We start from the raw sequence: 21,522 nt of genomic DNA, 5'->3' as shown, positions 1-21,522 counted from the left end.
CGCACCGAACGCCACATTGGGGCGCATCCGCCGGACTGGCCGGCCCGACCTGACTTTGCCGGAGCACCGCCCGGCCGGTCCGGTTCCGCCTCGGTCAGGTGAAGTAGTGCGACTCCACGTTGAGGAAGAAGTCGGGCAGGAAGTCCCCGCCGTTGATCGGGGGGATGTACCCGCACTGGCCGCTGTAGCCCGGGTCGGTGCAGGTGATCACGAAGTAGTCCGGGTCGCCGTTGAAGGCGCTTTGGCTGTTGTTCGCGATCGGCTCGCCGACCCCGGGGGCCCACACGAAGTACAGGACCCCGGCGTAGTTCGGCACGTTCCGGAAGATGTCGACCATGCTGCCCTGGAAGCCGCTCAGCCGGAACAGGCAGAACTCGAACACTTCGCAGACGCCGTTGCCCGGTGAGACGTTCGTGGTGGCGTCGCCGCGTTTCTTCACCGGGCTCGGTGCCTTGCCCTGGCCCACTGCCGAGTCGTGCGACGTCGTGGGCGCGGGTGGGGCGGGGGCGGCCGCCGCCGGTCCCGCCGCCACGCCGACGGCGAGCGCGAGCGTGCCGAGCACGATCCCGGCTCTGGTCATGAGCTTTCGCATCGTTGCACTCCGATCTTTGTTTCCACGCGGCCGGTCCGCCGCGCCGGTTCAGGGGGTGAGCAGCCGCCGCGACAACGCCAGCTCGGCGTCGGCGGCCCGCCGGATCGACTCCAGCGCGGCGCGGTTGCCGTCGACCAGGCCGCGCTGGACGGCGGTCTCGGCGGTGAACCACACGCCGACCAGGTTGGTGCGCCGCTTGCACTCGAGGTCCGCGGTCGCCGTCGCGATCTCGGCCGCGGCCGGCTTGCCCGGCCCGGCCCACCGCGGGTCCGCCGGCGGGGCGAGCGGGTCGTCGTAGGCGAACCCGCCGGCGCGCATGCAGTCCGACCACTTCCGGACGACGTCGGTCACCTCCGGGGCGCCCCGCGATCGGGCGAAGCTTTCGGAGGCGAGCCGGCGCGGCAGGTCGCGATCGAGCTCCGGGCCGCCGCGGCGCTGTTCTTCGCCGGCCTTGGCCGCGCACCCCCGCGGGCCCTCCAGGGCCGCGCGGGCCGCCGCGTCGAGTTTCGGGGCCGGCTTGTCGCCGGTCGGCTCGCGGTCGCCGAGCCCGTAGCCGTCCACCGCGACGAGGTCCGCGTCGGTGACGCCGTAACGCCGCTCGTTCCAGGTCCGGGGACCCTTCGGTGCCGAGTCCGCTCGCGACGGGTAGGCGAAGCCCGCCGCGGCCAGGCAACGCCGGACCAGCAGCTCCCGGGCCGCGCTGAGCTCGCGGAGTTCGGCCGGGGACAGCAGGTAGTCGTCCAGCGGCAGCCGGAGATCCGTGCTGCGCAAGAGGTTCGGCGGTGCCGCGCACCCGGCCAAGGCGGCGGCGACGGCCACGGTGGTGAGCAGCTTCCGCATGTGTCCTCCCCGGGGTGTGCCGATGTCGCACACCGTCGCCGGGGGATGCGGGGAAAACGTTGTGGATGTGTTGCGGCCGCGGGCCACAACACTTCCACAACAAACCCGGCCGCAGCCGGGAGCGAAACTCCCGGCCTGACCGCCGAAGGGAGCTTCGATGACCGACGTCTACGTCGACCACCTCGTGCACGCCATGGGGGAACTCAAGGCGCACGTCACCGAGTCCGGGGACGCGGAGCTGCTGCGCTCGTCGTCGGCGGACCTCGCTTCGGCCGGTTTCGAGTGGCACCACCGGTGCGCACCCGGGACCACGGCGTACGACCTGGCGGCTGCGGCGGTGCGGGCCCTCCCGGAAGCCGTTCTGCGGGCCGGGATCGACGCGATCGTCTACGCGACTTGCCTGCCCGGCAACGGGAACGTCGGCGACGAGGAGCGGTGGCGCGCCTCCGGCGACGTGACGTACCTGATGGACTTCCCGGCCAGCCGCCTCCAAGCCGACTTCGGGCTCGGCGACGCCGTGGTGCTCGGGCTGACCCAGCAGGGCTGCACGACGATGCTCGGCGCGCTGCGGGTGGCGCGGGCGCTGCTGCTGACCGAGCCGGGGTGGCGGCGGGTGCTGTGCGTGACCGCCGACCGCTTCCCGGCCGGCTCGCGGTACGAGCACTCGTACAACCTGATTTCCGACAGCGCGGCCGCGTGCCTGGTCGGCACGGCGCCGTCCGGCTTCCGTCTGGTGGCTTCGCACCACATCACCAACGGCGGCCTGCACCAGGCCGGCGACGACGAGACGCTCGGTTCCTACTTCTCGTACGTCACGCTGCTGATCGGCGAGCTGCTGGACCGCGCGGGCCTGACCGCAGGCGACATCGCCTGGGTGGTGCCGCAGAACACCCACCGCGCGGCCTGGCAGATCCTGCCGCGCCTGGTCGGCATCGCCGCGGACCGCGTCTGGCAGCCGTCGCTGCCGGACAACGGCCACGCGATCTCGGCCGACAACATCGTCAACCTCGCCTCGCTGGCGGCCTCCGGCCGGGCCGGCCGGGGCGACCTCGTGCTGCTCGTGGTCGCCGGTTACGGCCTCAACTGGCAGGCCGTCGTGCTCGAAGCCGTGGAGGAACGTCCATGACCACCCAGACCGACCCGCCGTCCCTGCGCGAAGCGATCGCGTCGATGGCGGGGAAACTCGACCGGCTCACCGAACTGTCGCGGGCGAAGTACACGAACCCGTACCGGACGGTGGAGTGGCCGGCGGAACTCGACCCGGAGACCGGCTGGTTCTTCACCCCCGAGCTGTCCTCGCTGTACGGCACGAGCGCGTGGCCTTCGGACGAAACGGCGGCGCGCCGGCTCGCCTTCCACGAGGCGGCGAACTTCTTCAGCCTCAACATCCACGGCGAGAAGGCGCTGATGGAAGGGGTGGCCCGCCGGCTCTACCGCCCCGACCTGGCGGAGATCGCCGACTACCTGCACCACTTCCTCGACGAGGAGAACAAGCACAGCGTCTACTTCGGCGGGTTCTGCCGCCGCTACGACAAGGTCTACCGCAGCCGGCACCTGCCCTTCGTCGAATCGGCCGACCGCGAGGTCTCCGATCTGCTGTTCTTCGCGAAGGTGCTGATCTTCGAAGAGCACGCGGACCGGTACAACGTCCTGCAGGCGCGCGACGACCGGCTGCACCCGCTGGCGCTGTTCATCAACGAGGCGCACCACGCCGACGAATCGCGGCACCTCGTGTTCAACCGCGCGATCGTGGAAGCGCTCTGGCAGGTGTACTCGCCGTCCTGGAGCACGGCGCGGCTGGCCGAACTGCGCGCGTACCTCGGGCAGTTCTTCGTCACCACCTGGCGGGAGTACTACAACCCCGACGTCTACGCCGACTGCGGCCACCCCGACCCGTGGGAGGTCGCCGAAGCGGCGTGGCACGCGACCGCACAGCGGCAGCACCGGCGCCGCGTCTCGGCGAAGTGCCTGAAGTTCCTGCTGTCCACCGGTTTGCTGGCCGAGGAGCCCGCCGATGCCTTCTGAACTCGACGAAGTCCGGACCTGGGTGGTGGCCAAGGCGACCGGCCTGCCGCCCGGGGAACTCACCGACGACCTGCCGCTGCTGGAAGGCCGCATCCTGACGTCGCTGCACGTCCCCGAGCTGATCCTGCTGCTGGAACGGCTGCGCGGCGAACCCATCGACGTGGAACAGCTGCGGCCCGGCGACTTCCACAGCCTGCGGGTGATCGCGGACCGGTTCCTGGGCGGTGCGCGGTGACCCCGGCGGTGGCGCGGCCGATGCCGGCCGGGCTGGCGTGGCGCCCGGACGGGCAGGTCGTCCTGTCCGGACCGCTGCTGCGGCTGGCGCAGGCGTGCGACGAGGCGTGGACCGTCCTCGCCGGCCGGTGGCCGGCCGAGCCGGAGGACCACCCGGCGATGCTCGACGCCGAGGCGTTGCAGGCGGTCGACTTCCTGACGTCGTTCCCGCACCTGGCCACCTTCGCCTGCGGCCTGGACCCGGCGGAGGAGAACCTGGGCGAGTTCACCACCCGCCCGCTGGACGAGACCGGCGTCCGCCTGACCCGGCTCGCCCCCGTGCGCGAGGTGCTCACCCCCGCGGCCTGCTACCACGTCTACGTCCACCACCGGGGCGAGGCGCTGAGCGGCCCGCGGTACGTCACGACCCGCAACACGTGCTTCCGCCGGGAAACCCACTACGAGCCGCTGCGCCGGCAGTGGGCGTTCCGGATGCGGGAGATCGTCTGCCTCGGCGACCGCCGGGAGGTGACGGGGTTCCTGCGTGCCGCCACGGACCTGGTGACGGCGCTGTTCCGCGAACTGGCCCTGCCGGTCGGCTGGGCCGCGGCCACCGACCCGTTCTTCCGGCCCACCCGCAGCCCGAAGTACCTGGCGCAGCGGCTGTCGCCGACCAAGCACGAAGCCGCCTACCGCGACCTCGCGATCGCGTCGGTGAACCTGCACGAGGACACCTTCGGCGACGCCTACGAGATCACCCGCCACGGCCGCCCGGCGACCACCGGGTGCGTGGCGTTCGGCTTGGAACGCTGGCTGTACGCCCTCACCGACCGGTACGGCCCGGCCCCGGCCGGCTGGCCGGACGTGGTGGCCGCGGCCCGCCGGGTGACAGCCGTGGCGGTGGCGTCGTGACCGGGCTGACGGTGGTCACGGGCGCCGCGGGCTACCTGGGCCGCCGGATCGTGGCGCGGCTGCTGGCCGAAACCGGCGACCGGCTGCTCCTGACCGTCCGCGGCGAGCCGGCCGGCCTCGAAACCTCGCTGCGGCGCGAACTGGGTGCCACGCACCAGGACCGGATCACGGTGGTGCCCGTGGACCTGCTCGACCCGGCCCCGTTCCGGGCCGTGGACCCGAGCCCCGTCACCCGAGTCGTGCACGTGGCCGCGCGGACCGAGTTCACCGTGCCGCTGCCGGTGGCGCGAGCGGTCAACGTCGCCGGCACCCGCAAGGTCGCCGAGTTCGCCGCGCGCTGCCCCGGCCTGCGGCGGCTGCTGGTGCTCTCCACGCTGTACAGCGCGGGCGAGCGCACCGGCGAGGTGACCGAGCGGGCGCACGACGGCGCCGCCGGCTTCGCGAACCACTACGAGTGGTCCAAGTACGAGGCGGAGCGGCTGCTGACCGGGTATGCGGGGCTGCCGCTGTCGGTCGCCCGGCCGGCGACCGTGGTCGCCGACGACGCGACCGGGGCCGTGAGCCGGCACAACGCCTTCCACAACACGCTCAAGCTGTACTTCTACGGGCTGCTCTCGCTGGTACCCGGCGACCCGGACACCCGGCTCTACCTCGCCGACGCCGACTTCACCGCCCGCGGCGCCGTGCGCCTCGCCGATCCCGACACACCGGCGGGGATCTACCACCTGGCGCCGTCGCCGGCCGAGACGGTCAGCCTGGGCACCTTGATCCAGGACGTCTTCGACGTGTTCGAGACCGATCCCGGCTTCCGCCGCCGCCGGGTGCTCCGGCCCCGGTTCTGCGACCGCGACAGCTTCCGCGACCTCGTGACCGCGGCCCGGGGACTGTCGGCCAGCCCGCTGGCGGCCGCGCTGGACTCGGTGGCGCCGTTCGCGGCCCAGCTGTTCCTCCCGAAGCGGTTCGACAACCGGCGTCTCGCCGCCGCGTGGCCGTCCCGGCCGCCGGTCCGGGTCCGCGAGCTGGCGGCCGTGGCCTGCGCGGAGCTGGTCCGCACGCGGTGGGGCCGGTCCGGCGTTTCCCGAATGGAGAAGATCGCATGACCCTGTCCGAAAACGACCTGTGGCTGCTCAGCTACTACCGCAGCTCCGAGATCAACGGCGCGCTGTTCTTCGGGCGCGTCGCCCGCACCGTCAAGACCGGCAAGCTGCAGGCCGAGGTGACGCACCACTTCGCGGACGAGGCCAACCACGCCCGCTACTGGACCGAGTGCGTCAACGACCTCGACGCCACCCCGGTCAAACTGCGGGAGTCCTATCAGGACCAGTACCTGCGCGCGATCGGGATGCCCGCGAACCTGATGGAGGTCATGGCGATCACCCAGGTCTTCGAGAAGCGGGTGATCGGGCAGTACCGGCAGCACCTGCGCGTCCCCGGCCTGCACCCACGGGTCCGCGAGACGATCGAGCGGATCATGCTCGACGAGCGCTGGCACGTCCAGTACGTCCGGGACGCGTTGCGGGACATGGAAAGCCGGTACGGCGCCGAGCACATCGCGGCCACCCTCGACCGGTTCACCGCCGCCGACCAGGAGATCTACGCGAAGACCCTCGCCGAGTACGGCGACCGGATCGCGTTCCTCGGGGAGCAGGCACCGTGAGCGTCACCTTCGAGCAGGTGGCGCGCCGCGTCGCCGAGCTCACCGCGACCCCGGCCGAGCGCCTCACCCGCGACACCACGATCCGGGAGCTGCTCCCGGACAGCTTCGCGTTCATCGAGGTCGCCGTGGACCTGCAGGAGGAGTACGACGTCGTGCTCACCCAGGACGACCTCGAGGACCTGCGCACCCTCGGCGACCTCGAGCGGCTGCTGGCCGAGCGGCACGCGACCGCACCGGCGCCGTGAGCGCGTCGACGCGGCTCGCGCGCGGCTTGCGGCGGTTCCGGTGGCCGGTGGTGGTGCTGTGGCTGCTCACCCTGGCGGTCGCCGGGATCGCCGCCGGGCAGCTGCCGGGCCGGCTCAGCGGCGGCGGGTGGTACGTCGAGGGGTCGGCGTCCGAACGCGTCGCCACCGCGCTGCGGGAGGGGTTCACCGGCCGCGGGGCGAGCACCGTCACGCTGGTCGTGCGCGACGAGCGGCACCAGGCGGGCACGCCGGAGTTCGCGGCCCGCGTCGGCGACGCGATGCGCGCGCCGGTCGCCGAGCCGCGCCTGCGGGCCACCAGCAGCTACGGCTGGCTGGACGCCGGGTCCGCGGCCCGGGCGCGGTTCGTCGGCGGCGACGGGCGGACCGCGATCACGATGGTCGGGCTCGACCTGCCGGAAGGCGAGGCACGCCAGGTGCTGCCGGCGGTCCAGGACGAGCTGGACCGCCGGTACGCCCCGGACGGCTTGCGGGTCGCCCTGGTCAGCGCCGGCACGTTCTTCGGCGAGGTGAACCGGCTCAGCGAGCAGGGACTGGCCCGGGCCGAGCTGATCACCCTGCCGCTGATCCTGCTGATCCTGTACCTGCTGTACCGCAGCGTGCTGCTCACCGCGTTGTCGCTGCTCACCGGCGTGACCGCGATCGTGTGGGCGCTCGGCCTGCTCGCGCGGATCGCCGAGGGGTACGAGCTGTCGCTGTTCGTGCAGAGCGCCGCCAGCATGATCGGCCTCGGCGTCAGCGTCGACTATTCGCTGTTCGTGATCTCCCGGTACGTGGCGGAGTACGCGCGTCGCCGTGACCGCTTCGCGGCGCTGGCGGCGACCCTGCGCACCAGCGGCCGGACGGTGCTGTTCGCCGGGACGATCGTCGCGGCCGCGACGTGCGGGCTGCTGGTGATCGAGCTGGACGCGATCAAGTCGATCGCGCTCGGCGTCGTCGTGGTGGTCGGCACCGCGGTGCTCGCCGCCGGGCTGGTGCTGCCGGCCGTGCTGTACCTGCTCGGCGACCGGGTGCCCCAGCCGAAACGGCTGTGCGAGCCCCGCACCGGCAGCCGGTGGGGCCGGCTGGCGCGCCGGGTGATGGCACGGCCGGTCGCGTTCCTGCTGCCGGCCGCCGCGGCGCTGCTGCTGCTCGCCGCGCCCGCGGCGGACCTGCGCACGTTCACCCCGGACGTCCGGATCCTGCCGCCGTCCTCCTCGGTGCGCGCCGGGTACGACGCGGTGGACGAGGAGTTCGGCCGCGGCACGGCGTCGCCGATCGTCGTCGTGGTCCGCGGCGAAGAACCGTTGCCGGGCAGCGCGGGCGGCGACGAGGCCCGCCGGCTGCACGACCGGCTCGCCGGACTCGACCACGTGCGCCGGGTGGACCCGCCGTCGGACCTCCTCGAACCGGCGCTGCGCCCGGCCGCCGGCCACTACCTCTCCGCCGACCGGCGCTCGATCGTGCTGGAGGTGGTGCCCGACGACCACGCGTCGGCCGAAAGCACGCGGGCACTGCTGACCGCGGTCCGCGCCGCCACGGCCGAGCTTCCCGGCGGCCTCACGGCGATCACCGGCGGCGAGACAGCGGAGGGCGTCGACGCCAACGCGGCGATCGAAGACCGCCTGCCGCTCGTCCTGCTGGTGCTCGCGGTGGTGACGTACCTGCTGCTGATGCTCGTCTTCCGCGCGGTTTTCCTGCCGCTGAAGGCGATCGCGATGAACCTGCTGTCGCTGGCCGCCACCTACGGCGTGCTGGTGGCGGTGTTCCAGTGGAACCTCGCCGGGTTCGGGTACGTGCAGAACTTCGTCCCGGTGCTGCTGCTCGCGATCCTGTTCAGCCTGAGCACCGACTACGAGGTGTTCCTGCTCGACCGGGTCCGCGAGGAGCACCTCGCGGGCGCGTCCGATGTGGACAGTGTGGCGGCCGGCCTGACCCGCACCGCGCCGCTGATCTCCGGCGCGGCCGTGCTGATGGTCGCCGTGTTCGGGGCGTTCATGCTCGCGGGCATCCTGCCGATCCGGCAGCTCGGCTTCGGACTGGCGATCGGCATCGCGCTCGACGCCACGCTGATCCGGCTGGTCGTGGCCCCCGCCGCGATGCGGCTCATGGGGCGGTGGAACTGGTGGCCGTCGTCCCGCCGCCGCACGCCCGCCGCCCCGTCACCCACCCTCACAGGAGTCACCAGATGAACGCACCGGTACTGCTCCAGGTCCTGGCGAACTTCGCCTGCATCGGACTGCTGACCTTGTTCTTCTTCAAGCGGGACTTCTCCACCACCCTCCGCTGGTGGCTGACGGCGGTGCCGCACGTCGCCTGCCCGCTGCTGCTGATCACCGCGTACTTCACCGGCGTGGCCCCGCTGACTCCCGCGTCGTGGGCGACGCCGCTGGCGCTGGCCGCGGTCGTGCCGAGCGTCGCGTCGGTGGCGCTGATGTTCTTCGCCTGGGGCACACACCGCACGCCACTGGCCCACTTCCACCAGCGCGACGACGCCCCGGTGCGCATCGTCACCCACGGCGCGTACCGGCGGATCCGGCACCCGTTCTACTCGTCGTACCTGCTGGTCTACCTCGCGGCGGTGCTGCTGTTCCCGCACGTGGTCACCCTGGCGCTGTTCGGCTACGTGGTGCTGATGTTCAACGTGACCGCCGCGGGAGAGGAACGCCGCCTGGCCGGCTCGCGCTTCGGTGCGGAGTACCGGGCGTACCTCACCCACACCCGGCGGTTCCTGCCGAGGCTCGGCCCGCGGTGACGTTCGCCGACCTGCTGCACGCCCGTGCCCAGGGCCCGGCGGCCGCCCGCACGGTGTTCACCGCCCTCGATGCGGACGGCTCACCGGCCGCTGAGCTGACGGCGGCGGAGCTGGACCTGGCGGCGAGGACGCTCGCGGCGCGGCTGCGTACGGTCGCCGAGCCCGGCGACCGGGTGCTGCTGCCCGCGCTGCCGGAGCTGGGGTTCCCGGTGGCGTTCTTCGCGTGCTCGTACGCCCGGCTGGTCGCCGTGCCGACGCCCCCGATCCGTTTCGGCCGATCCGGCGCGGACCGCTACACCCGGTTGGTCGCGATCTGCCAGGACTGCGCCCCGGCCGCGGTGGTGGTGCCTGAGGGGCAGGCCCGAGTGGTGGCCGCGGCTTGGGCGGACCACCCCGAACTGGCGGCACTGCAGGTGGTGCCGGTGGCCGGACCGGTCGACCGCGAGCCGGCGGCTGTCGCAGCCCAGCGTGTCGACGCCGAACCGGCGGCCCTGCCGGGTGCAGCAGCTGGGCCCGGCGGCCCCGAGCTGGCGGCTGCCGCAGCCCAGCGTGTCGAGGCCGAACCGGCGGCGCTGCAGGCGGGCGCGGCAGCCGGGCCCGGCGGCTCCGAGCCGGTGGCTGCCGCAGTCCAGCGTGTCGAGGCCGGACCGGCGGCCCTGCCGGGTGCGGCAGCCGGGCCCGGCGGCCCCGGGCCGGTGGCTGCCGCAGTCCAGCGTGTCGAGGCCGGACCGGCGGTCCTGCAGGCGGGTGCGGCAGCCGGGCCCGGCGGCTCCGAGCCGGTGGCTGCCGCAGCCCAGCATTGCGAGCCAATGCCGGGCCCGGACCCGGCCGGTCCGGAGGAACTCGCGCTGCTGCAGTACACCTCGGGCTCCACCACTCAGCCCCGCGGCGTCATGCTGAGCCACCGCGCGCTGCTCGCCAACCAAGAAATGCTGCGCCGCCACTTCGCGGTCGAGCCGGGCAACACCCTCGTCAGCTGGCTGCCCACCTACCACGACATGGGCCTGTGCCTGGGCATCCTCCAGCCGCTGTACTCCGGCGCCCAAGCCGTGGTGATGGCACCCGAGACGTTCGTCATGCGCCCGGAACGCTGGTTGCGAGCGCTCTCGGGCCGGCCCGGCGCGATGACCGCGGCGCCCGACACCGCGTACGCCTGGTGCACCCGCCGCACGCGCGAGGCCGCGAAGACCGGGCTGGACCTGTCCGGCTGGCGCGTCGCGATCACCGGCGCCGAACCGATCCGCCCGGAGACCCTGCGCGGCTTCCAGTCCGCGTTCGGCGGCTGCGGTCTGCCGGCCACGGCCGCGACACCGGCCTACGGCCTCGCGGAAGCGACGCTCTTCGTCACGAGCAGTCCCGCCGACGCGCCACCGACGGTCCGCTCGTACGCCCGCGACGCGCTGGCGGCCGGCCGCGCCGAGGAGGCCGCCGGTGTGGAGCTGGTGAGCTGCGGCGAGCCCGCGCCGGGCGTCGAGATCGCGATCGTCGATCCGGCCACCCTCCACGTGCTGCCCCCGCGCCGGGTCGGCGAGATCTGGGTGCGGTCGCCCGCCAACGGCACCGGCTACTGGGGCCGCCCCGAGCTCAGCCGCGAGACCTTCGACGTCCGCCTGAAGAGCCACGGCCGCGGCTGGCTGCGCACCGGCGACCTGGGGTTCCTCGACGGGCCCGAGCTGTTCGTCACCGGCCGCCGCAAGGACGTGATCGTGGTCAACGGCGCCAACTACCACCCCCAGGACTTCGAAGTCCTGGCCACGGCGGCCCACCCGCTGTTCGACGGCGAACTGGCGGTGGCCTGCTGGACGGGGGAGCGGGTCACGATCCTGGTCGAGGCCGCCGACCGCACCGACCCCGGGGCGCTCACCACGGCGGCGGCCGCGGCGGTCCGCGCGGTGACCGCGGAACTGCCCGTCGACACCGAAGTCGTGGCGGTGACCCGCGGCCGCATCCCCCGCACGACGAGCGGCAAACCCCGCCGCCACGAATGCGCCCGCCGCTTCCGCGACGGCGAAGTACCCGTCTTGACCCGGTGGCCCCAGCGGAAACGCCTGCCGGACACGGGCTGACCGCGTCACCGCGAGAGGCGGCGGCTTCGGGACGGTTGCCTGGGCCGACGCGGCGACGGCCTGGTTCCCGACCAGCCCCTGCCAGCAGCGCCGACGGCCCGGCGCGGCCATCCCGGGGCGTCCCGCTCATCGCCGCGGATACCGCCGCGTTGCCGGCCACCGCCGGCCCGGGCGGCATCGGCTCGCGCGAATCCGGCGTCACGGAAACCACCGGCGTCGCCGGCCGCGGTGCTTAAATCTTGATGGGTACTGGCACAGGGCTAGCAGGATGGCAACCGCGCCGTCGCATCACTGTTTTCTCGGCGTTGCGACAATTTCGTCGCGTACCGGCTGCACCGTCGACGATGGTACCAGTATGACGTGTTCTACCGGCTCTAGCCGTCGGCAGCAGTCGGAGACCAGTTGAATTCGGGGAGACAATTCCGTGCTTGAACCCGAACCAACTACTCCTCTGTTCCGTACAGGGCTAGGATTCGACGCATCGACCTCATCGTCGCCTTGGCGTCACCGCGCAACCGCAGATCTGCCACCCCGTCGGGATTCGCGCCCCACACGGCCAGGTCGCTCAAGGTAGACCGTGTAGCCAAGATATCTGTGAGGACCTCGTTCGTGCGGCGTACTTCTGCGCGACTCTTCCGTCGAATCAGTTCGTGCTGTTGGTCTATGTCGCCGAACGCCGTAAGAGCGGATTCGGCGAAGGTTGGTACGGGATGTGAACGCATTCTTCTTCGATAGGTGACGCTCGTGCCAAGTATCAAGGAGTACTCCAGGTCTGGATGTGACTCGAGAAGGTTACGAAGTAACAAGAGTTTTGTCAGTTCGCGTTCCCACATGATCGATGCTATCTTCTGGGGTCCGCCCGGTTTGCTCAGATGCTCGCATTCAATGTACTTGGCAATGAGCCATCCTCGAACGGTGTGCTCGACAATGGAGCGCGCCTGATGTGTCTCCGGGTGTCCCTGGTTGATGTCGTGGTAAGAGCGAAAACGATAGCCCATGACGGCTGAGGCATTACGCAGGAATTCGCTGTTGCCCAGATTGCCTACCACTTCGAAAAAGTGATTTTCAAAAACGCTTCCTGCGTGCTGCTGTAGCATTTCTGCAGTGACGACCGTCACTTGTTCGGTCAGGCGACCGAATATTGCCGCGATGTTTCGCTGGATCTTTCGTTCGCCTGCGGCGTTGGCCTTGTCTCTCCAGCCGCTCCATGGGACTATCACGGCCTTTTTGATCGATCTGTCGGCTAGTCGTGCTCGCAGATATTCGAGGTAGAGAAGGTCCATGACGGGCACATTTGGCCTCAGGCTCAGTTCGAAGATGGCGAGGTCGACCTGCGCCTCCTGCTGGCGGAAATACGCGGGCAAAACCGCGCCTGGTGAAGGTCGTGTCAGTCCGACGGCCAGCGTCCGTCCGCGTGCGCTGTCGAGGCGCGAAAGAATTTTTCTACGCCAAACAGGAAGCGCCTTCCCGAGGTGGTTGTCCCACCCCTTCTGCACCAGTACGCCGAGGATTGCGCCGAGGAGAATGGTGAGCACACCGGCCCAGCCTCCGAGTGATTTTATAAAATCGATCACAATCTTCTCGGATCCTTTCCGTAAAGTGCGGAATCGATGGGAATCCGGCCGGAGGATGCTCCGCGCGCTGTGCAGGGCCTGTCCGGCATGGTGTTCACCCCGAGTCTGCGGCAGGTGGCATCCCGAGTCGGGACGCCCAGTGCATCGAGCGCCACGGGCTCCGCCGGAAGGGTGAACGGCTCTCCACGTATGCGCATGTTCAGATTGTGCCTGGTCTTGCGCTCCAGCGGGTGACTCGCCCTTGTCTGATTTCAGCATCATCGGCAAGAGTCCAGGCGAGGCGGGCCTCTGTGTGACTGGCCTGCCCCAGTCTTGACGAGTAGACCATCGGTGACCGTCCAGTAGTGCCACTGGGAGGTGGTGGTTGATCACCATCGGGACCGGAGGTGAAGATCGGTTTACTGGGTTCGGGAGTCTGAGATGACAAATTGTGGACATGCCGAGGGGTGTTGCAATCGCGGCTTCATCGCAGGTGTAACGGTAGGCCCGGTTCGCTCTTCGGTATGAGGGGGAGCGCTCCCGGATGAGTGTAGGCAGCTGCGTGCCGGACTGCCTCCCTCGGATTTTCAACTCGAAGAGAAGGATGCCAATTACTCTACTGTCCTGGGCCTTCCTCGAGAATTTGTGTCATTCGATCTCGAAGCCATGGGTGCATGGTGGATTGCTTCAGTTGTGTTATCGTCCACGAACGAATGCCGCTGACGTCACGTTTCCATACGAGCTCCCGGAAATGACCCAAGACCGGAGATTGCGGCAAATTTTCAATCATGTGGATGGTGGACTCTTCGTCGAATTCGGTGATGAAACCAAGTTTTGCCAGTTTGGCGAACTGTATGAGGTTGTCTGACAATCCTTTTTCATGCTTCATGCCTGAGTTTTTGGCAAGTGTCAAACTTGTTTTTGCGAGTATGTAAGAATCGAAGTGAGGTTCTGTACGTCGTATGTTGAAGCGTGCCAGCTCTGTCAGTGCCAGCAGTTGGGAGTCTGCAGGGGTGACCTTTTTCAGTGGATCGAAGTGCTTGACGGATACTCGAATCGGCCATCCTTGCTGGATCATTCGCTTCGCGACGTCCGCTTCCCAGGCTCGATGGTCGCGGGCATTGTCGGTGAGCACGAGGTCGATATCACTAAAAGTTTTTGATCCGTCTTCTAGGAGGTGAAAATCGTGTCGTGCGAAGGAGCCCTTGAGTCGGAATCGACTATTCGTCTCTCGGATGGCAAGCAGTACTGAGGTGCTGAGTTCGTGGCGGCGCTGCAGCCATCCCGATAGTCTCATCAGTTATCCCTTCGCTGGTCCAAAGCAATCGGGCAGAATCGACTTCCTTCGGAGCATGGCAAGAAAGAGGTGCGGTAGCTCCTTGCTGAGGTTATGACGCTGTCGATGGCCTTGCGGGCGGCGTCGACGTCGGTGGCAAATCTCGAAAAATGGCCGCTTGGCAGATGGCGATCGCCTACCTGTACGCAACACGCATAGACTGCTCCACGTCCAAGTTCGATAGAGGGGAATGCCCTGTCTGGGAGCTTGCAAGTGACTGCTTCTGTTGCAGTGAAGCGGAACGTCTCAAAAGTGTCGTTCCATTCTTTCCTTAGGTTGTTCGCCACCTTTGAAAAGATTTGCGAATTTTGTTGGTGAGAGTTCTCCAGGATTAGCTTGATATGGCGGATGCCATCGTTCGCGAGCTCGCCTATGGCGTGGTGCACGATTGATTCTTCGTGTGCGGCATCCGCAAGTACAAATGTTGCCTCAACCTCTGATATGGACACGAGCTTGCGTCGATTTTCGGCCCACTGTTCGCGACTCATGGAAACGCCAAAAGTGGACGACGGGTCGGCTGTGTCGTGCACACTGATGGTGAATCGTTCCGGAGGGTGGCGACTAAAAAAAGGAAGTTGCGCTTCGACGTCTATGGCGTTGGTGAGGACACGGTACTGCAAATCAAATTCGAGAAATGGTTCGATAATTTCCGGTAGATTTGCAAAGATTGTCGGTTCTCCTCCGGTGAATCTGACCTCCCGGAAGCCGAGTCCGGCCAGGGCTTCGGCCGCGGCGCGGGCTCTGCGCAGCACGAGCTTGCTTGCGTGAGCTTCCCGCGAAAGGCTGGGGCGAACGTAGCAAAACGCGCAAGCCGCGTTGCACAGGTTGGGAACAAAGACAAAGGCTGTCTCATTGCTGTGCGCGGCGGCAGCGGTTCCGGTGCCGGGTGATGTCGTTGCCATTCGGCCTTCCTGCGGCTGACCGTGTCAGCATTTTGCCTGCTTGGAGAACATGTTGAGTCTCGTCAACCTGTCACTCTGGGTGTGTGACAGTCCTGCTTGGGGGTGTTCAGGTTCGACCGAGCTGCGCTCCGGACTCGCATGTGGTCGTTTTGGGTAACTTGTTGTAGTGGAGCGAGCTGGTAATGAGGTGGGCCAAGAGTAGTCGTGGCATCGGGTCGCTTACTAGGCGAGGGGGATGTCGCACTTCCAGGCTTGATGTTGGCCAGCGAAGTGACGGACTGTGACGAATCGAAGTCTCGATCGAGTGGTCTGATCGTTCCGAAATATCTGTCGGTATCGCTCAATGGCGTGACTGAGTCAAGACCGATGGCGGGGCGACGCGTCGGTCCTCGTGCGGGAACCACCTCGTCAAAGTGGGCTTCGCGCTGTCGCAGCGCGCCGCCCAGGCCAGGGGACGACGGTGCGATATTGGTTGCGTACGTTGCAGACGCGCCAGGTTGGGCCTGGTCGTCTGAGATTTGGTGTCACCGTAGCCCTGATCATCCGGTCAGCCTCCTGGAACGTGACGACGAGTTCGTCAAGCGATCTGCACTACCCGGCGTACCGTGGCTCGTACGCTTCGTCTGACGCTCACCGCTTGTTGTTGGCAAGTCACGGGGCGGACGTGTCGAGGAATCCGGACGGAACCTCTTGCCTGAGCGTCCAGGTTCCCGGCTGAAGTCGGACGTGGGCGATTCGAGGCCAGTCGAGTGCGAGCATGGCGAGTTCGTCGAGGGGCCCGCGTCGGCGACGGGCCGGCTGCAACGACGCCCTCCAGGGCCTCGTCAGCCACTAGTCGCCTGCAGGCAGACTCCGGAATCCGGGCTTCTGATCCGCACGGCGTCCACGATCGGACAAGGTAGACCTGTTTCGTCGCACATGATGGAGAACCGCGTCGATTTCCCGACCGCATCGCCGCTCCTCGCGTCGTCCCGGTGCACGCCCTTGGACTGGTAGCCGGAGAGGCGGCGGCTTTGCCTGGTCAGGCGGGGGTTACCCTGAAGGACGATGACCGAGACACAGGCACCCAGGGCGTACCAGATCCGCACCTTCGGCTGCCAGATGAACGTGCACGACTCCGAGCGGCTCGCCGGCCAGCTCGAAGACGCCGGGTACACGCCCGTCGCCGACGGCGCCAAGCCCGACCTGATCGTGTTCAACACCTGCGCCGTCCGGGAGAACGCGGACAACAAGCTGTACGGCACGCTCGGGCACCTGCGCCCGGACAAGGTCGCGAACCCGGACCTGCAGATCGCCGTCGGGGGGTGCCTGGCGCAGAAGGACCGCGGGGAGATCGTCAAGCGTGCGCCCTGGGTCGACGTCGTCTTCGGCACGCACAACATCGGGTCGCTCCCCACGCTGCTCGAGCGCGCGCGGCACAACGCCGAGGCCGAGGTCGAGATTCTCGAGTCGCTCGAGACCTTCCCCTCCACGCTGCCCGCGCGCCGCGAATCGTCCTACGCGAGCTGGGTGTCCGTTTCGGTCGGGTGCAACAACACCTGCACCTTCTGCATCGTGCCCGCGCTGCGCGGCAAGGAGCGCGACCGGCGGCCCGGCGAGATCCTGGCCGAGGTCGAGGCGCTCGTCGCCGAGGGCGTGCTCGAAGTCACCCTGCTCGGCCAGAACGTCAACTCCTACGGCGTCGAGTTCGGCGACCGGTTCGCCTTCGGGAAGCTGCTGCGCGCGGCCGGCGGCATCGACGGGCTGGAGCGCGTGCGGTTCACCTCGCCGCACCCCGCCGCGTTCACCTCGGACGTGATCGACGCCATGGCCGCCACCCCTAACGTCTGCCACCAGCTGCACATGCCGCTGCAGTCCGGGTCGGACCGGGTGCTGCGCGAGATGAAGCGGTCCTACCGCTCCGCGCGTTTCCTGAAGATCCTCGACGAGGTCCGCGCGGTTATGCCGGACGCCGCGATCACCACCGACATCATCGTCGGCTTCCCCGGGGAGACCGAGGAGGACTTTCAGGCCACGCTGGACGTCGTCGAGCAGGCGCGCTTCTCCAGCGCCTTCACCTTCCAGTACTCGATCCGCCCCGGCACGCCGGCCGCGACGATGCCGGACCAGCTGCCCAAGGCGGTCGTGCAGGAGCGCTACGAGCGCCTGGTCGAGCTGCAGAACGCGATCTCCTGGGAAGAGAACAAGAAGATCGTGGGCCGCCGGGTCGAGCTGCTCGTCGCCGAGGGCGAGGGGCGCAAGGACGCCGAGACGCACCGGATGAGCGGCCGCGCCCGCGACGGCAGGCTGGTGCACTTCACGCCGGCCGGCGCGCAGGTGGACCGCGCGGTGCGCCCCGGTGACGTCGTCGAGACGGTCGTCACCTACGGCGCGCCGCACCACCTGGTCGCGGACGGCGACCTGCTGTCCCACCGGCGGACGCGGGCCGGCGACAACGCGGAGGCCGGGCTGCGGCCGAAGACGAGCGGTGTCACGCTGGGTCTGCCGGGCTTCGGTGCTCCGGCCGCCCGGCCCGAACCGGTGAGTGGGTGTGCGCTGTGACCGAGCCCCAGGGCAACGGTGACCTGGCCGAACTGGCCGCCGAGATCGACGAAGCGGGCGTGCACGCGTCCCGCACGGTGGAGCTGGGCCGGCGCGGGTTCACCATCGCCGTGTTCTCGTTCGTGCTGCTGATCTGCCTGATCCTGCCGTGGGTCGGCGATCACGCGGGCTGGCAGGTGCTGGCCGGCGAGGGCGGCGGCATCCCGCAGCTGTTCGCGGCGACGTCGACCGCGGTCGGCATCCTCGCGTCGGCGCTCGCGCTGGTGACGCGCCGGTGGTGGCTGGCCTGGGTGTGCGCCGCCGGCGGCTGGTTCGCTTCGGTGGACGGGCTGCTGGCCATCTGGTCGCAGCAGTCGTCGCACGCCAGCGGAGCCGCGGGCGGCGGACCCGGGATCGGCCTGATCATCGCCTGGCTCGCGATGATCTGCCTCGCCGTGCAGTGGATGCGCACGGCGTTCTCGCGCGTCTAGATCACCACCAGGCCGATCACGCTGGAGACCGCGCTGACGTAGAGCTCGGTCTCCGGGTGGTAGACGCGCAGCGTCAGGCTCGCGCGGACGCTGAAGCTCAGGCTGAACACGAAGTTCCCGTTCGGGCGGCAGGTCCCGGTGGTGAGGTTGACCCAGACGCCGGCCTGGAGCTGCTGGACGATCACGGGCTCCCCGCCGGCGACGCTCTCGAGCCCACCGAGATCGGCGAACGAGCCCTTGATCTTCGTCTCTTCGCCCACCTTGACGCGGCTCTTGTCGGCCTTGGCCTCGACCTTGGCCTTGTGCTTCTTGCCGTGAACCGCGGCGGGAGCGGGCCCGGCGGCTGCCAGCGCGATGGCCGGTGCGGCGAGCGCGACGGTGCAGGCGACAACCAGTGCGGACACGAAGTGCGATGGCTTGCTCATGATCGAAGTGCAGCACCACGGGGGCGGGAAAGCGCCAGGAAACCCCCGGCCGGGGACCGCGTCACACCGCTTCGGGTGACGCGTTAACCCTCCGCTTGCCGAGCCGCTCCGGCTTGGACCGGAGCCCGCCCTCTCTAGCAGGGGCCCGGCGAAGTCGGGATCGGTATCGGCGGGCCGGCTCGAGCGGCCTCCGGGATGTCTTGAATGAGTCATTCAGGACCTCCGGCGACCTGAATGACTCATTCAAGACATCAGGCGAGCCCGCCGATGCAGCGATCCGCCGCGTCGGCCCCGCCCGGATCAGACCCCGCCCTCCCTGGGGGGCGTGCCCTTGTCCAGCCTATCGGCCCCCACCGACGAAACAGCTCGCGAACGCAAGCAAAAGGCCGGCTTGTCCACAACGCGGACACGTTGTGGACAAGCCGGCCCGAACCTCAGCGGTCGGCGACTGCAGCCTCAGCGTCGGCGACCTCAGCGACCGCCGCCTCAGCGTCGGCGACTGCCGCCTCGGCGACCGCCGTCTCAGCGACCCGTCGCCTCAGCGGTCGGCGACCGCGGCCTCCGCCGCCTGCAGCCACTCGCGCCACTGCGCGGCCTGCTCGTCGGCCTTCTTCGCCCGGCGCTCGTCGCCCGCGGCGCGCGCCTTCTCCGCCTGGGACTCGAACTGCGCCACGCGCTCGCGGAACTGCGCCGCGCGGGCCTGGGCCTCCGGGTCCGTGCGGCGCCAGCGGGTGTCCTCCGCCGACTTCACCGCGTCCTGGACCGCCTTCAGCCGGCCGTCGAGTTCGCGGATGCGCTCGCGCGGGACCTTGCCGATCTCGTCCCACTGCTCCTGGATCCTGCGCAGCGCGCCCTTCGCCGCTTCCAGGTTGGCCGCCGCGTCGATCTTTTCGGCCTCGATCAGGAGTTCTTCCTTGCGGGCGGCGTTCGCGCCGAACTCCGCGTCGCGCTCGGAGAACACCGAGGAGCGGCGGGCGAAGAACTTGTCCTGCGCCGCGCGGAAGCGCTGCCACAGCGCCTCGTCGCTGTCCTTCGGCGCCCGGCCGGCCGCCTTCCACTCGGTCATCAGGTCCTTGTAGCGGCCGGCGGTCTCGCCCCAGTCCTCGGACTCGCTGATGGCCTCGGCCTCGGCGATGAGCTCTTCCTTGCGCTGCTTGGCCGACGCGCGCTGCTTGTCGAGCTCGGCGAAGTGCGAGCCGCGACGGCGGTTGAACGCCTCGCGGGCCTTGGAGAAGCGCTTCCACAGTTCGTCGTCGGTCTTGCGGTCGACGCCCTTGACCGTCTTCCACTCGTCCAGGATCGAGCGCAGCCGGTCGCCCGCCGCCTTCCACTGGGTGGAGTCGGCGGCGATCTTCTCGGCCTCGTCGGCCAGCTCCTGCTTGCGTGCGACCGCCGCGGCCCGTGCCTCTTCGCGCTCCGCCTTCGCGCTGGCCAGCGCCTTCTCGGCGTGCCCGATGACGTACTCCAGCCGCGCGGCGAGCGCGGCCAGGTCGCCGACCACGGCGGACTCGGCCAGCCCGTCCCGGATCTGGGTGGCGCTCGACAGCGCGTGCTTCGGGTCGCCGGCCCCGGAGACCAGCCGGGTCTCCAGCAGCTCGACCTCGGTGCGCACGTCGTCGAAGCGGCGGGCGTAGTGCACCAGGCCCTCGTCGGGGGTACCGGCCTGCCAGACGCCGACCGCGCGCTCACCCTCGGCGGTGATGACGTAGACGGTCCCCTCGTCGTCGATCCGGCCCCAGGTGGCGGGCGTCGGCTCGGCGGGCGGCACGGGCGGGGCGGCGTGCCCGGCGTGCAGCGCGTGCGGCACCGGGTGCGGGGCCGGGGTACCGGTGGAAGTGTTCTCCTGGGCCATCGCAGGCTCCTTATCGCCTGTACGCCCGCTCGCGCGGGCGCCCCGCCGCGTAAGCGGGGCCGGGTAATGCGGTCGTCACGGGCCGTGCTCGGATGCTACGGCCCCCACGCGGCATTCAAGCAGCTCAGCGCGCACCGTGGTACTGGATGAGCCACCCGAAGCTCGTGATCCTACTTCCGGTGGACGCTCCGTGTCGGCCCGCCGGTATCGTCGGCCGTCGTGAACAGCCTCGTCGTCCCGCTCGCGGTGGTCGGGCCGACGGCCACCGGGAAGACCGCGCTGGCCGTGGACCTCGCCCTCGAACTCGGCGGCGAAGTCGTCAACGCCGACGCGCTGCAGCTCTACCGGGGCATGGACATCGGCACCGCGAAGGCCACCGAGGACGAGCGCCGCGGCGTCCCGCACCACCTGCTCGACGTGCTGGACGTGACCGAAACGGCGTCGGTCGCGGCCTACCAGCGCCACGCGCGGGCCGAGATCGAACGGCTGCTGGCCGCCGGGCGCGTGCCGGTGCTGACCGGCGGGTCCGGCCTGTACGTCCAGGCGGTGCTCGACGACCTGCGCTTCCCGGGCACCGAGCCGGCCGTCCGGGCCCGGCTGGACGCGGAGGCGGAGCAGCTCGGCACCCCCGCGTTGTACACCCGGTTGAGTGAACGCGATCCGGCCGCGGCGGCCGCGATCCTGCCGACGAACACCCGGCGGATCGTGCGCGCCCTCGAAGTCATCGAGATCACCGGCGAGCCGTTCTCGGCGAACCTCCCCAAGCCCGGGCCCGCCCGCTACGGCACGGTCGTGATCGGCGTCGACCGGGAGCCTGCGGAGCTCGACGAGCGCGTCGACGAACGCGTCCGGCGCATGTTCGCCGCCGGGCTGGTCGACGAAGTGCGCGAACTCGAGAAGCGAGGTCTGCGCGAAGGCAAGACGGCGGCGCGGGCGCTCGGCTACCAGCAGGTGCTCGCCGAACTCGACGGTGAGGGCGACTTCGAAGCGGCCGCGGCGGCGACGGCGCAGGCGACGCGGCGGTTCGTCCGGAAGCAACGTTCCTGGTTCCGGCGCGACCAGCGGATCCACTGGTTCGGTGGCGCCGATCCGGGGCTGGCCGCGCGCGTCCTGGATACCCTGGGCCGGTAATCTTGCCCCT

The 21,522-nt window shown here is 69.6% G+C and carries 20 protein-coding genes; 13 read left to right on the top strand and 7 right to left on the bottom strand.

Annotation, left to right across the window (positions count from 1 at the left end):
• Nucleotides 1-94 precede the first annotated feature (94 nt).
• Together SD460_RS38195 and SD460_RS38190 are read right to left on the bottom strand one after the other, a co-directional pair.
• The gene (locus tag SD460_RS38195) at nucleotides 95-580 is read right to left on the bottom strand and encodes a peptidase inhibitor family I36 protein (RefSeq protein ID WP_290062213.1); all 486 of its coding nucleotides are present in this window, start codon (nucleotides 578-580) and stop codon (nucleotides 95-97) included.
• A 60-nt stretch (nucleotides 581-640) separates the two neighbouring features.
• The gene (locus tag SD460_RS38190; protein ID WP_318307444.1) at nucleotides 641-1,432 is read right to left on the bottom strand and encodes a hypothetical protein; all 792 of its coding nucleotides are present in this window, start codon (nucleotides 1,430-1,432) and stop codon (nucleotides 641-643) included.
• A gap of 157 nt (nucleotides 1,433-1,589) precedes the next feature.
• Between SD460_RS38190 and SD460_RS38185 the strand changes: the two genes are divergently transcribed.
• The 10 genes from SD460_RS38185 to SD460_RS38140 are packed head-to-tail and all read left to right on the top strand — an operon-like array spanning nucleotide 1,590 to nucleotide 11,302.
• Nucleotides 1,590-2,558 carry a 3-oxoacyl-[acyl-carrier-protein] synthase III C-terminal domain-containing protein gene (locus SD460_RS38185; protein WP_290062215.1) on the top strand — a complete coding sequence of 323 codons (969 nt, stop codon included), beginning with the start codon at nucleotides 1,590-1,592 and terminating at the stop codon, nucleotides 2,556-2,558.
• Nucleotides 2,555-3,457 (top strand): diiron oxygenase, encoded by a 903-nt coding sequence (locus SD460_RS38180; RefSeq protein WP_290062217.1) that lies wholly within the window; start codon nucleotides 2,555-2,557, stop codon nucleotides 3,455-3,457. Before SD460_RS38185 ends, SD460_RS38180 begins: the two co-directional genes overlap by 4 nt.
• The gene (locus SD460_RS38175) at nucleotides 3,447-3,692 is read left to right on the top strand and encodes a hypothetical protein (RefSeq protein ID WP_290062218.1); all 246 of its coding nucleotides are present in this window, start codon (nucleotides 3,447-3,449) and stop codon (nucleotides 3,690-3,692) included. Before SD460_RS38180 ends, SD460_RS38175 begins: the two co-directional genes overlap by 11 nt.
• Nucleotides 3,689-4,582, top strand: coding sequence for a class-II aminoacyl-tRNA synthetase family protein (locus SD460_RS38170; RefSeq protein WP_290062219.1), 894 nt, complete (start codon nucleotides 3,689-3,691; stop codon nucleotides 4,580-4,582). Before SD460_RS38175 ends, SD460_RS38170 begins: the two co-directional genes overlap by 4 nt.
• Nucleotides 4,579-5,682 (top strand): SDR family oxidoreductase, encoded by a 1,104-nt coding sequence (locus tag SD460_RS38165; RefSeq protein ID WP_318307443.1) that lies wholly within the window; start codon nucleotides 4,579-4,581, stop codon nucleotides 5,680-5,682. Before SD460_RS38170 ends, SD460_RS38165 begins: the two co-directional genes overlap by 4 nt.
• Nucleotides 5,679-6,239 (top strand): ferritin-like domain-containing protein, encoded by a 561-nt coding sequence (locus SD460_RS38160; protein ID WP_290062222.1) that lies wholly within the window; start codon nucleotides 5,679-5,681, stop codon nucleotides 6,237-6,239. Before SD460_RS38165 ends, SD460_RS38160 begins: the two co-directional genes overlap by 4 nt.
• Nucleotides 6,236-6,484, top strand: a complete 249-nt coding sequence (locus tag SD460_RS38155) for an acyl carrier protein (protein ID WP_290062223.1) — start codon at nucleotides 6,236-6,238, stop codon at nucleotides 6,482-6,484. The genes SD460_RS38160 and SD460_RS38155 overlap by 4 nt, the downstream gene beginning before the upstream one ends.
• Entirely contained in the window at nucleotides 6,481-8,673 is a 2,193-nt protein-coding gene (locus SD460_RS38150) for an MMPL family transporter (protein WP_318307442.1), read from the top strand. Before SD460_RS38155 ends, SD460_RS38150 begins: the two co-directional genes overlap by 4 nt.
• On the top strand, nucleotides 8,670-9,236 hold the full coding sequence (locus tag SD460_RS38145; protein WP_290063108.1) for a methyltransferase family protein: 567 nt from the start codon (nucleotides 8,670-8,672) through the stop codon (nucleotides 9,234-9,236). Before SD460_RS38150 ends, SD460_RS38145 begins: the two co-directional genes overlap by 4 nt.
• The gene (locus SD460_RS38140; RefSeq protein WP_318307441.1) at nucleotides 9,233-11,302 is read left to right on the top strand and encodes a fatty acyl-AMP ligase; all 2,070 of its coding nucleotides are present in this window, start codon (nucleotides 9,233-9,235) and stop codon (nucleotides 11,300-11,302) included. The genes SD460_RS38145 and SD460_RS38140 overlap by 4 nt, the downstream gene beginning before the upstream one ends.
• 443 nt (nucleotides 11,303-11,745) lie before the next feature.
• On the opposite strand, the gene SD460_RS38135 is transcribed toward SD460_RS38140, so the two are convergent.
• The 3 genes from SD460_RS38135 to SD460_RS38125 form a co-directional block, all read right to left on the bottom strand.
• A complete protein-coding gene (locus tag SD460_RS38135) occupies nucleotides 11,746-12,837 on the bottom strand; it encodes a hypothetical protein (RefSeq protein ID WP_290058956.1) in 1,092 nt (363 codons plus the stop codon).
• Nucleotides 12,838-13,471: 634 nt separating this feature from the next.
• Nucleotides 13,472-14,152 carry a hypothetical protein gene (locus SD460_RS38130; RefSeq protein ID WP_290058955.1) on the bottom strand — a complete coding sequence of 227 codons (681 nt, stop codon included), beginning with the start codon at nucleotides 14,150-14,152 and terminating at the stop codon, nucleotides 13,472-13,474.
• Nucleotides 14,152-15,093 (bottom strand): radical SAM family protein, encoded by a 942-nt coding sequence (locus SD460_RS38125; protein ID WP_290058954.1) that lies wholly within the window; start codon nucleotides 15,091-15,093, stop codon nucleotides 14,152-14,154. Before SD460_RS38125 ends, SD460_RS38130 begins: the two co-directional genes overlap by 1 nt.
• A gap of 1,047 nt (nucleotides 15,094-16,140) precedes the next feature.
• On the opposite strand from SD460_RS38125, the gene miaB reads away from it, so the two are divergent.
• Together miaB and SD460_RS38115 are read left to right on the top strand one after the other, a co-directional pair.
• On the top strand, nucleotides 16,141-17,634 hold the full coding sequence (miaB, locus tag SD460_RS38120; protein WP_290058953.1) for a tRNA (N6-isopentenyl adenosine(37)-C2)-methylthiotransferase MiaB: 1,494 nt from the start codon (nucleotides 16,141-16,143) through the stop codon (nucleotides 17,632-17,634).
• Nucleotides 17,631-18,104, top strand: coding sequence for an Rv2732c family membrane protein (locus tag SD460_RS38115; protein ID WP_290058952.1), 474 nt, complete (start codon nucleotides 17,631-17,633; stop codon nucleotides 18,102-18,104). Before miaB ends, SD460_RS38115 begins: the two co-directional genes overlap by 4 nt.
• On the opposite strand, the gene SD460_RS38110 is transcribed toward SD460_RS38115, so the two are convergent.
• Both SD460_RS38110 and SD460_RS38105 read right to left on the bottom strand, forming a co-directional pair.
• Nucleotides 18,101-18,529, bottom strand: coding sequence for a hypothetical protein (locus SD460_RS38110; RefSeq protein ID WP_290058951.1), 429 nt, complete (start codon nucleotides 18,527-18,529; stop codon nucleotides 18,101-18,103). The genes SD460_RS38115 and SD460_RS38110 overlap by 4 nt on opposite strands.
• 538 nt (nucleotides 18,530-19,067) lie before the next feature.
• Nucleotides 19,068-20,381: a DUF349 domain-containing protein gene (locus tag SD460_RS38105; RefSeq protein WP_290058950.1), complete on the bottom strand. Its 1,314-nt coding sequence runs from the start codon at nucleotides 20,379-20,381 to the stop codon at nucleotides 19,068-19,070.
• A gap of 219 nt (nucleotides 20,382-20,600) precedes the next feature.
• Between SD460_RS38105 and miaA the strand changes: the two genes are divergently transcribed.
• A complete protein-coding gene (miaA, locus tag SD460_RS38100; RefSeq protein ID WP_290058949.1) occupies nucleotides 20,601-21,512 on the top strand; it encodes a tRNA (adenosine(37)-N6)-dimethylallyltransferase MiaA in 912 nt (303 codons plus the stop codon).
• The last annotated feature ends 10 nt before the right edge of the window (nucleotides 21,513-21,522 follow it).

The organism is Amycolatopsis solani (assembly GCF_033441515.1).
GTDB classification, from domain to species: Bacteria; Actinomycetota; Actinomycetes; order Mycobacteriales; family Pseudonocardiaceae; genus Amycolatopsis; species Amycolatopsis solani.
The sequence above is the reverse complement of the archived record's forward strand: the minus strand, read 5'-3'. Positions and strand labels throughout refer to the sequence as shown.

Excerpts from the sequence above, each read along its gene's own strand:
- SD460_RS38160 (WP_290062222.1), top strand. The coding sequence starts at position 5,679 with ATGACCCTGTCCGAAAACGACCTGTGGCTGCTCAGCTACTACCGCAGC.
- SD460_RS38190 (WP_318307444.1), bottom strand. The coding sequence starts at position 1,432 with ATGCGGAAGCTGCTCACCACCGTGGCCGTCGCCGCCGCCTTGGCCGGG.
- SD460_RS38195 (WP_290062213.1), bottom strand. The coding sequence starts at position 580 with ATGACCAGAGCCGGGATCGTGCTCGGCACGCTCGCGCTCGCCGTCGGC.
- SD460_RS38125 (WP_290058954.1), bottom strand. The coding sequence starts at position 15,093 with ATGGCAACGACATCACCCGGCACCGGAACCGCTGCCGCCGCGCACAGC.
- SD460_RS38175 (WP_290062218.1), top strand. The coding sequence starts at position 3,447 with ATGCCTTCTGAACTCGACGAAGTCCGGACCTGGGTGGTGGCCAAGGCG.
- SD460_RS38110 (WP_290058951.1), bottom strand. The coding sequence starts at position 18,529 with ATGAGCAAGCCATCGCACTTCGTGTCCGCACTGGTTGTCGCCTGCACC.
- SD460_RS38130 (WP_290058955.1), bottom strand. The coding sequence starts at position 14,152 with ATGAGACTATCGGGATGGCTGCAGCGCCGCCACGAACTCAGCACCTCA.
- SD460_RS38180 (WP_290062217.1), top strand. The coding sequence starts at position 2,555 with ATGACCACCCAGACCGACCCGCCGTCCCTGCGCGAAGCGATCGCGTCG.
- miaB (WP_290058953.1), top strand. The coding sequence starts at position 16,141 with ATGACCGAGACACAGGCACCCAGGGCGTACCAGATCCGCACCTTCGGC.
- SD460_RS38145 (WP_290063108.1), top strand. The coding sequence starts at position 8,670 with ATGAACGCACCGGTACTGCTCCAGGTCCTGGCGAACTTCGCCTGCATC.
- SD460_RS38185 (WP_290062215.1), top strand. The coding sequence starts at position 1,590 with ATGACCGACGTCTACGTCGACCACCTCGTGCACGCCATGGGGGAACTC.
- SD460_RS38105 (WP_290058950.1), bottom strand. The coding sequence starts at position 20,381 with ATGGCCCAGGAGAACACTTCCACCGGTACCCCGGCCCCGCACCCGGTG.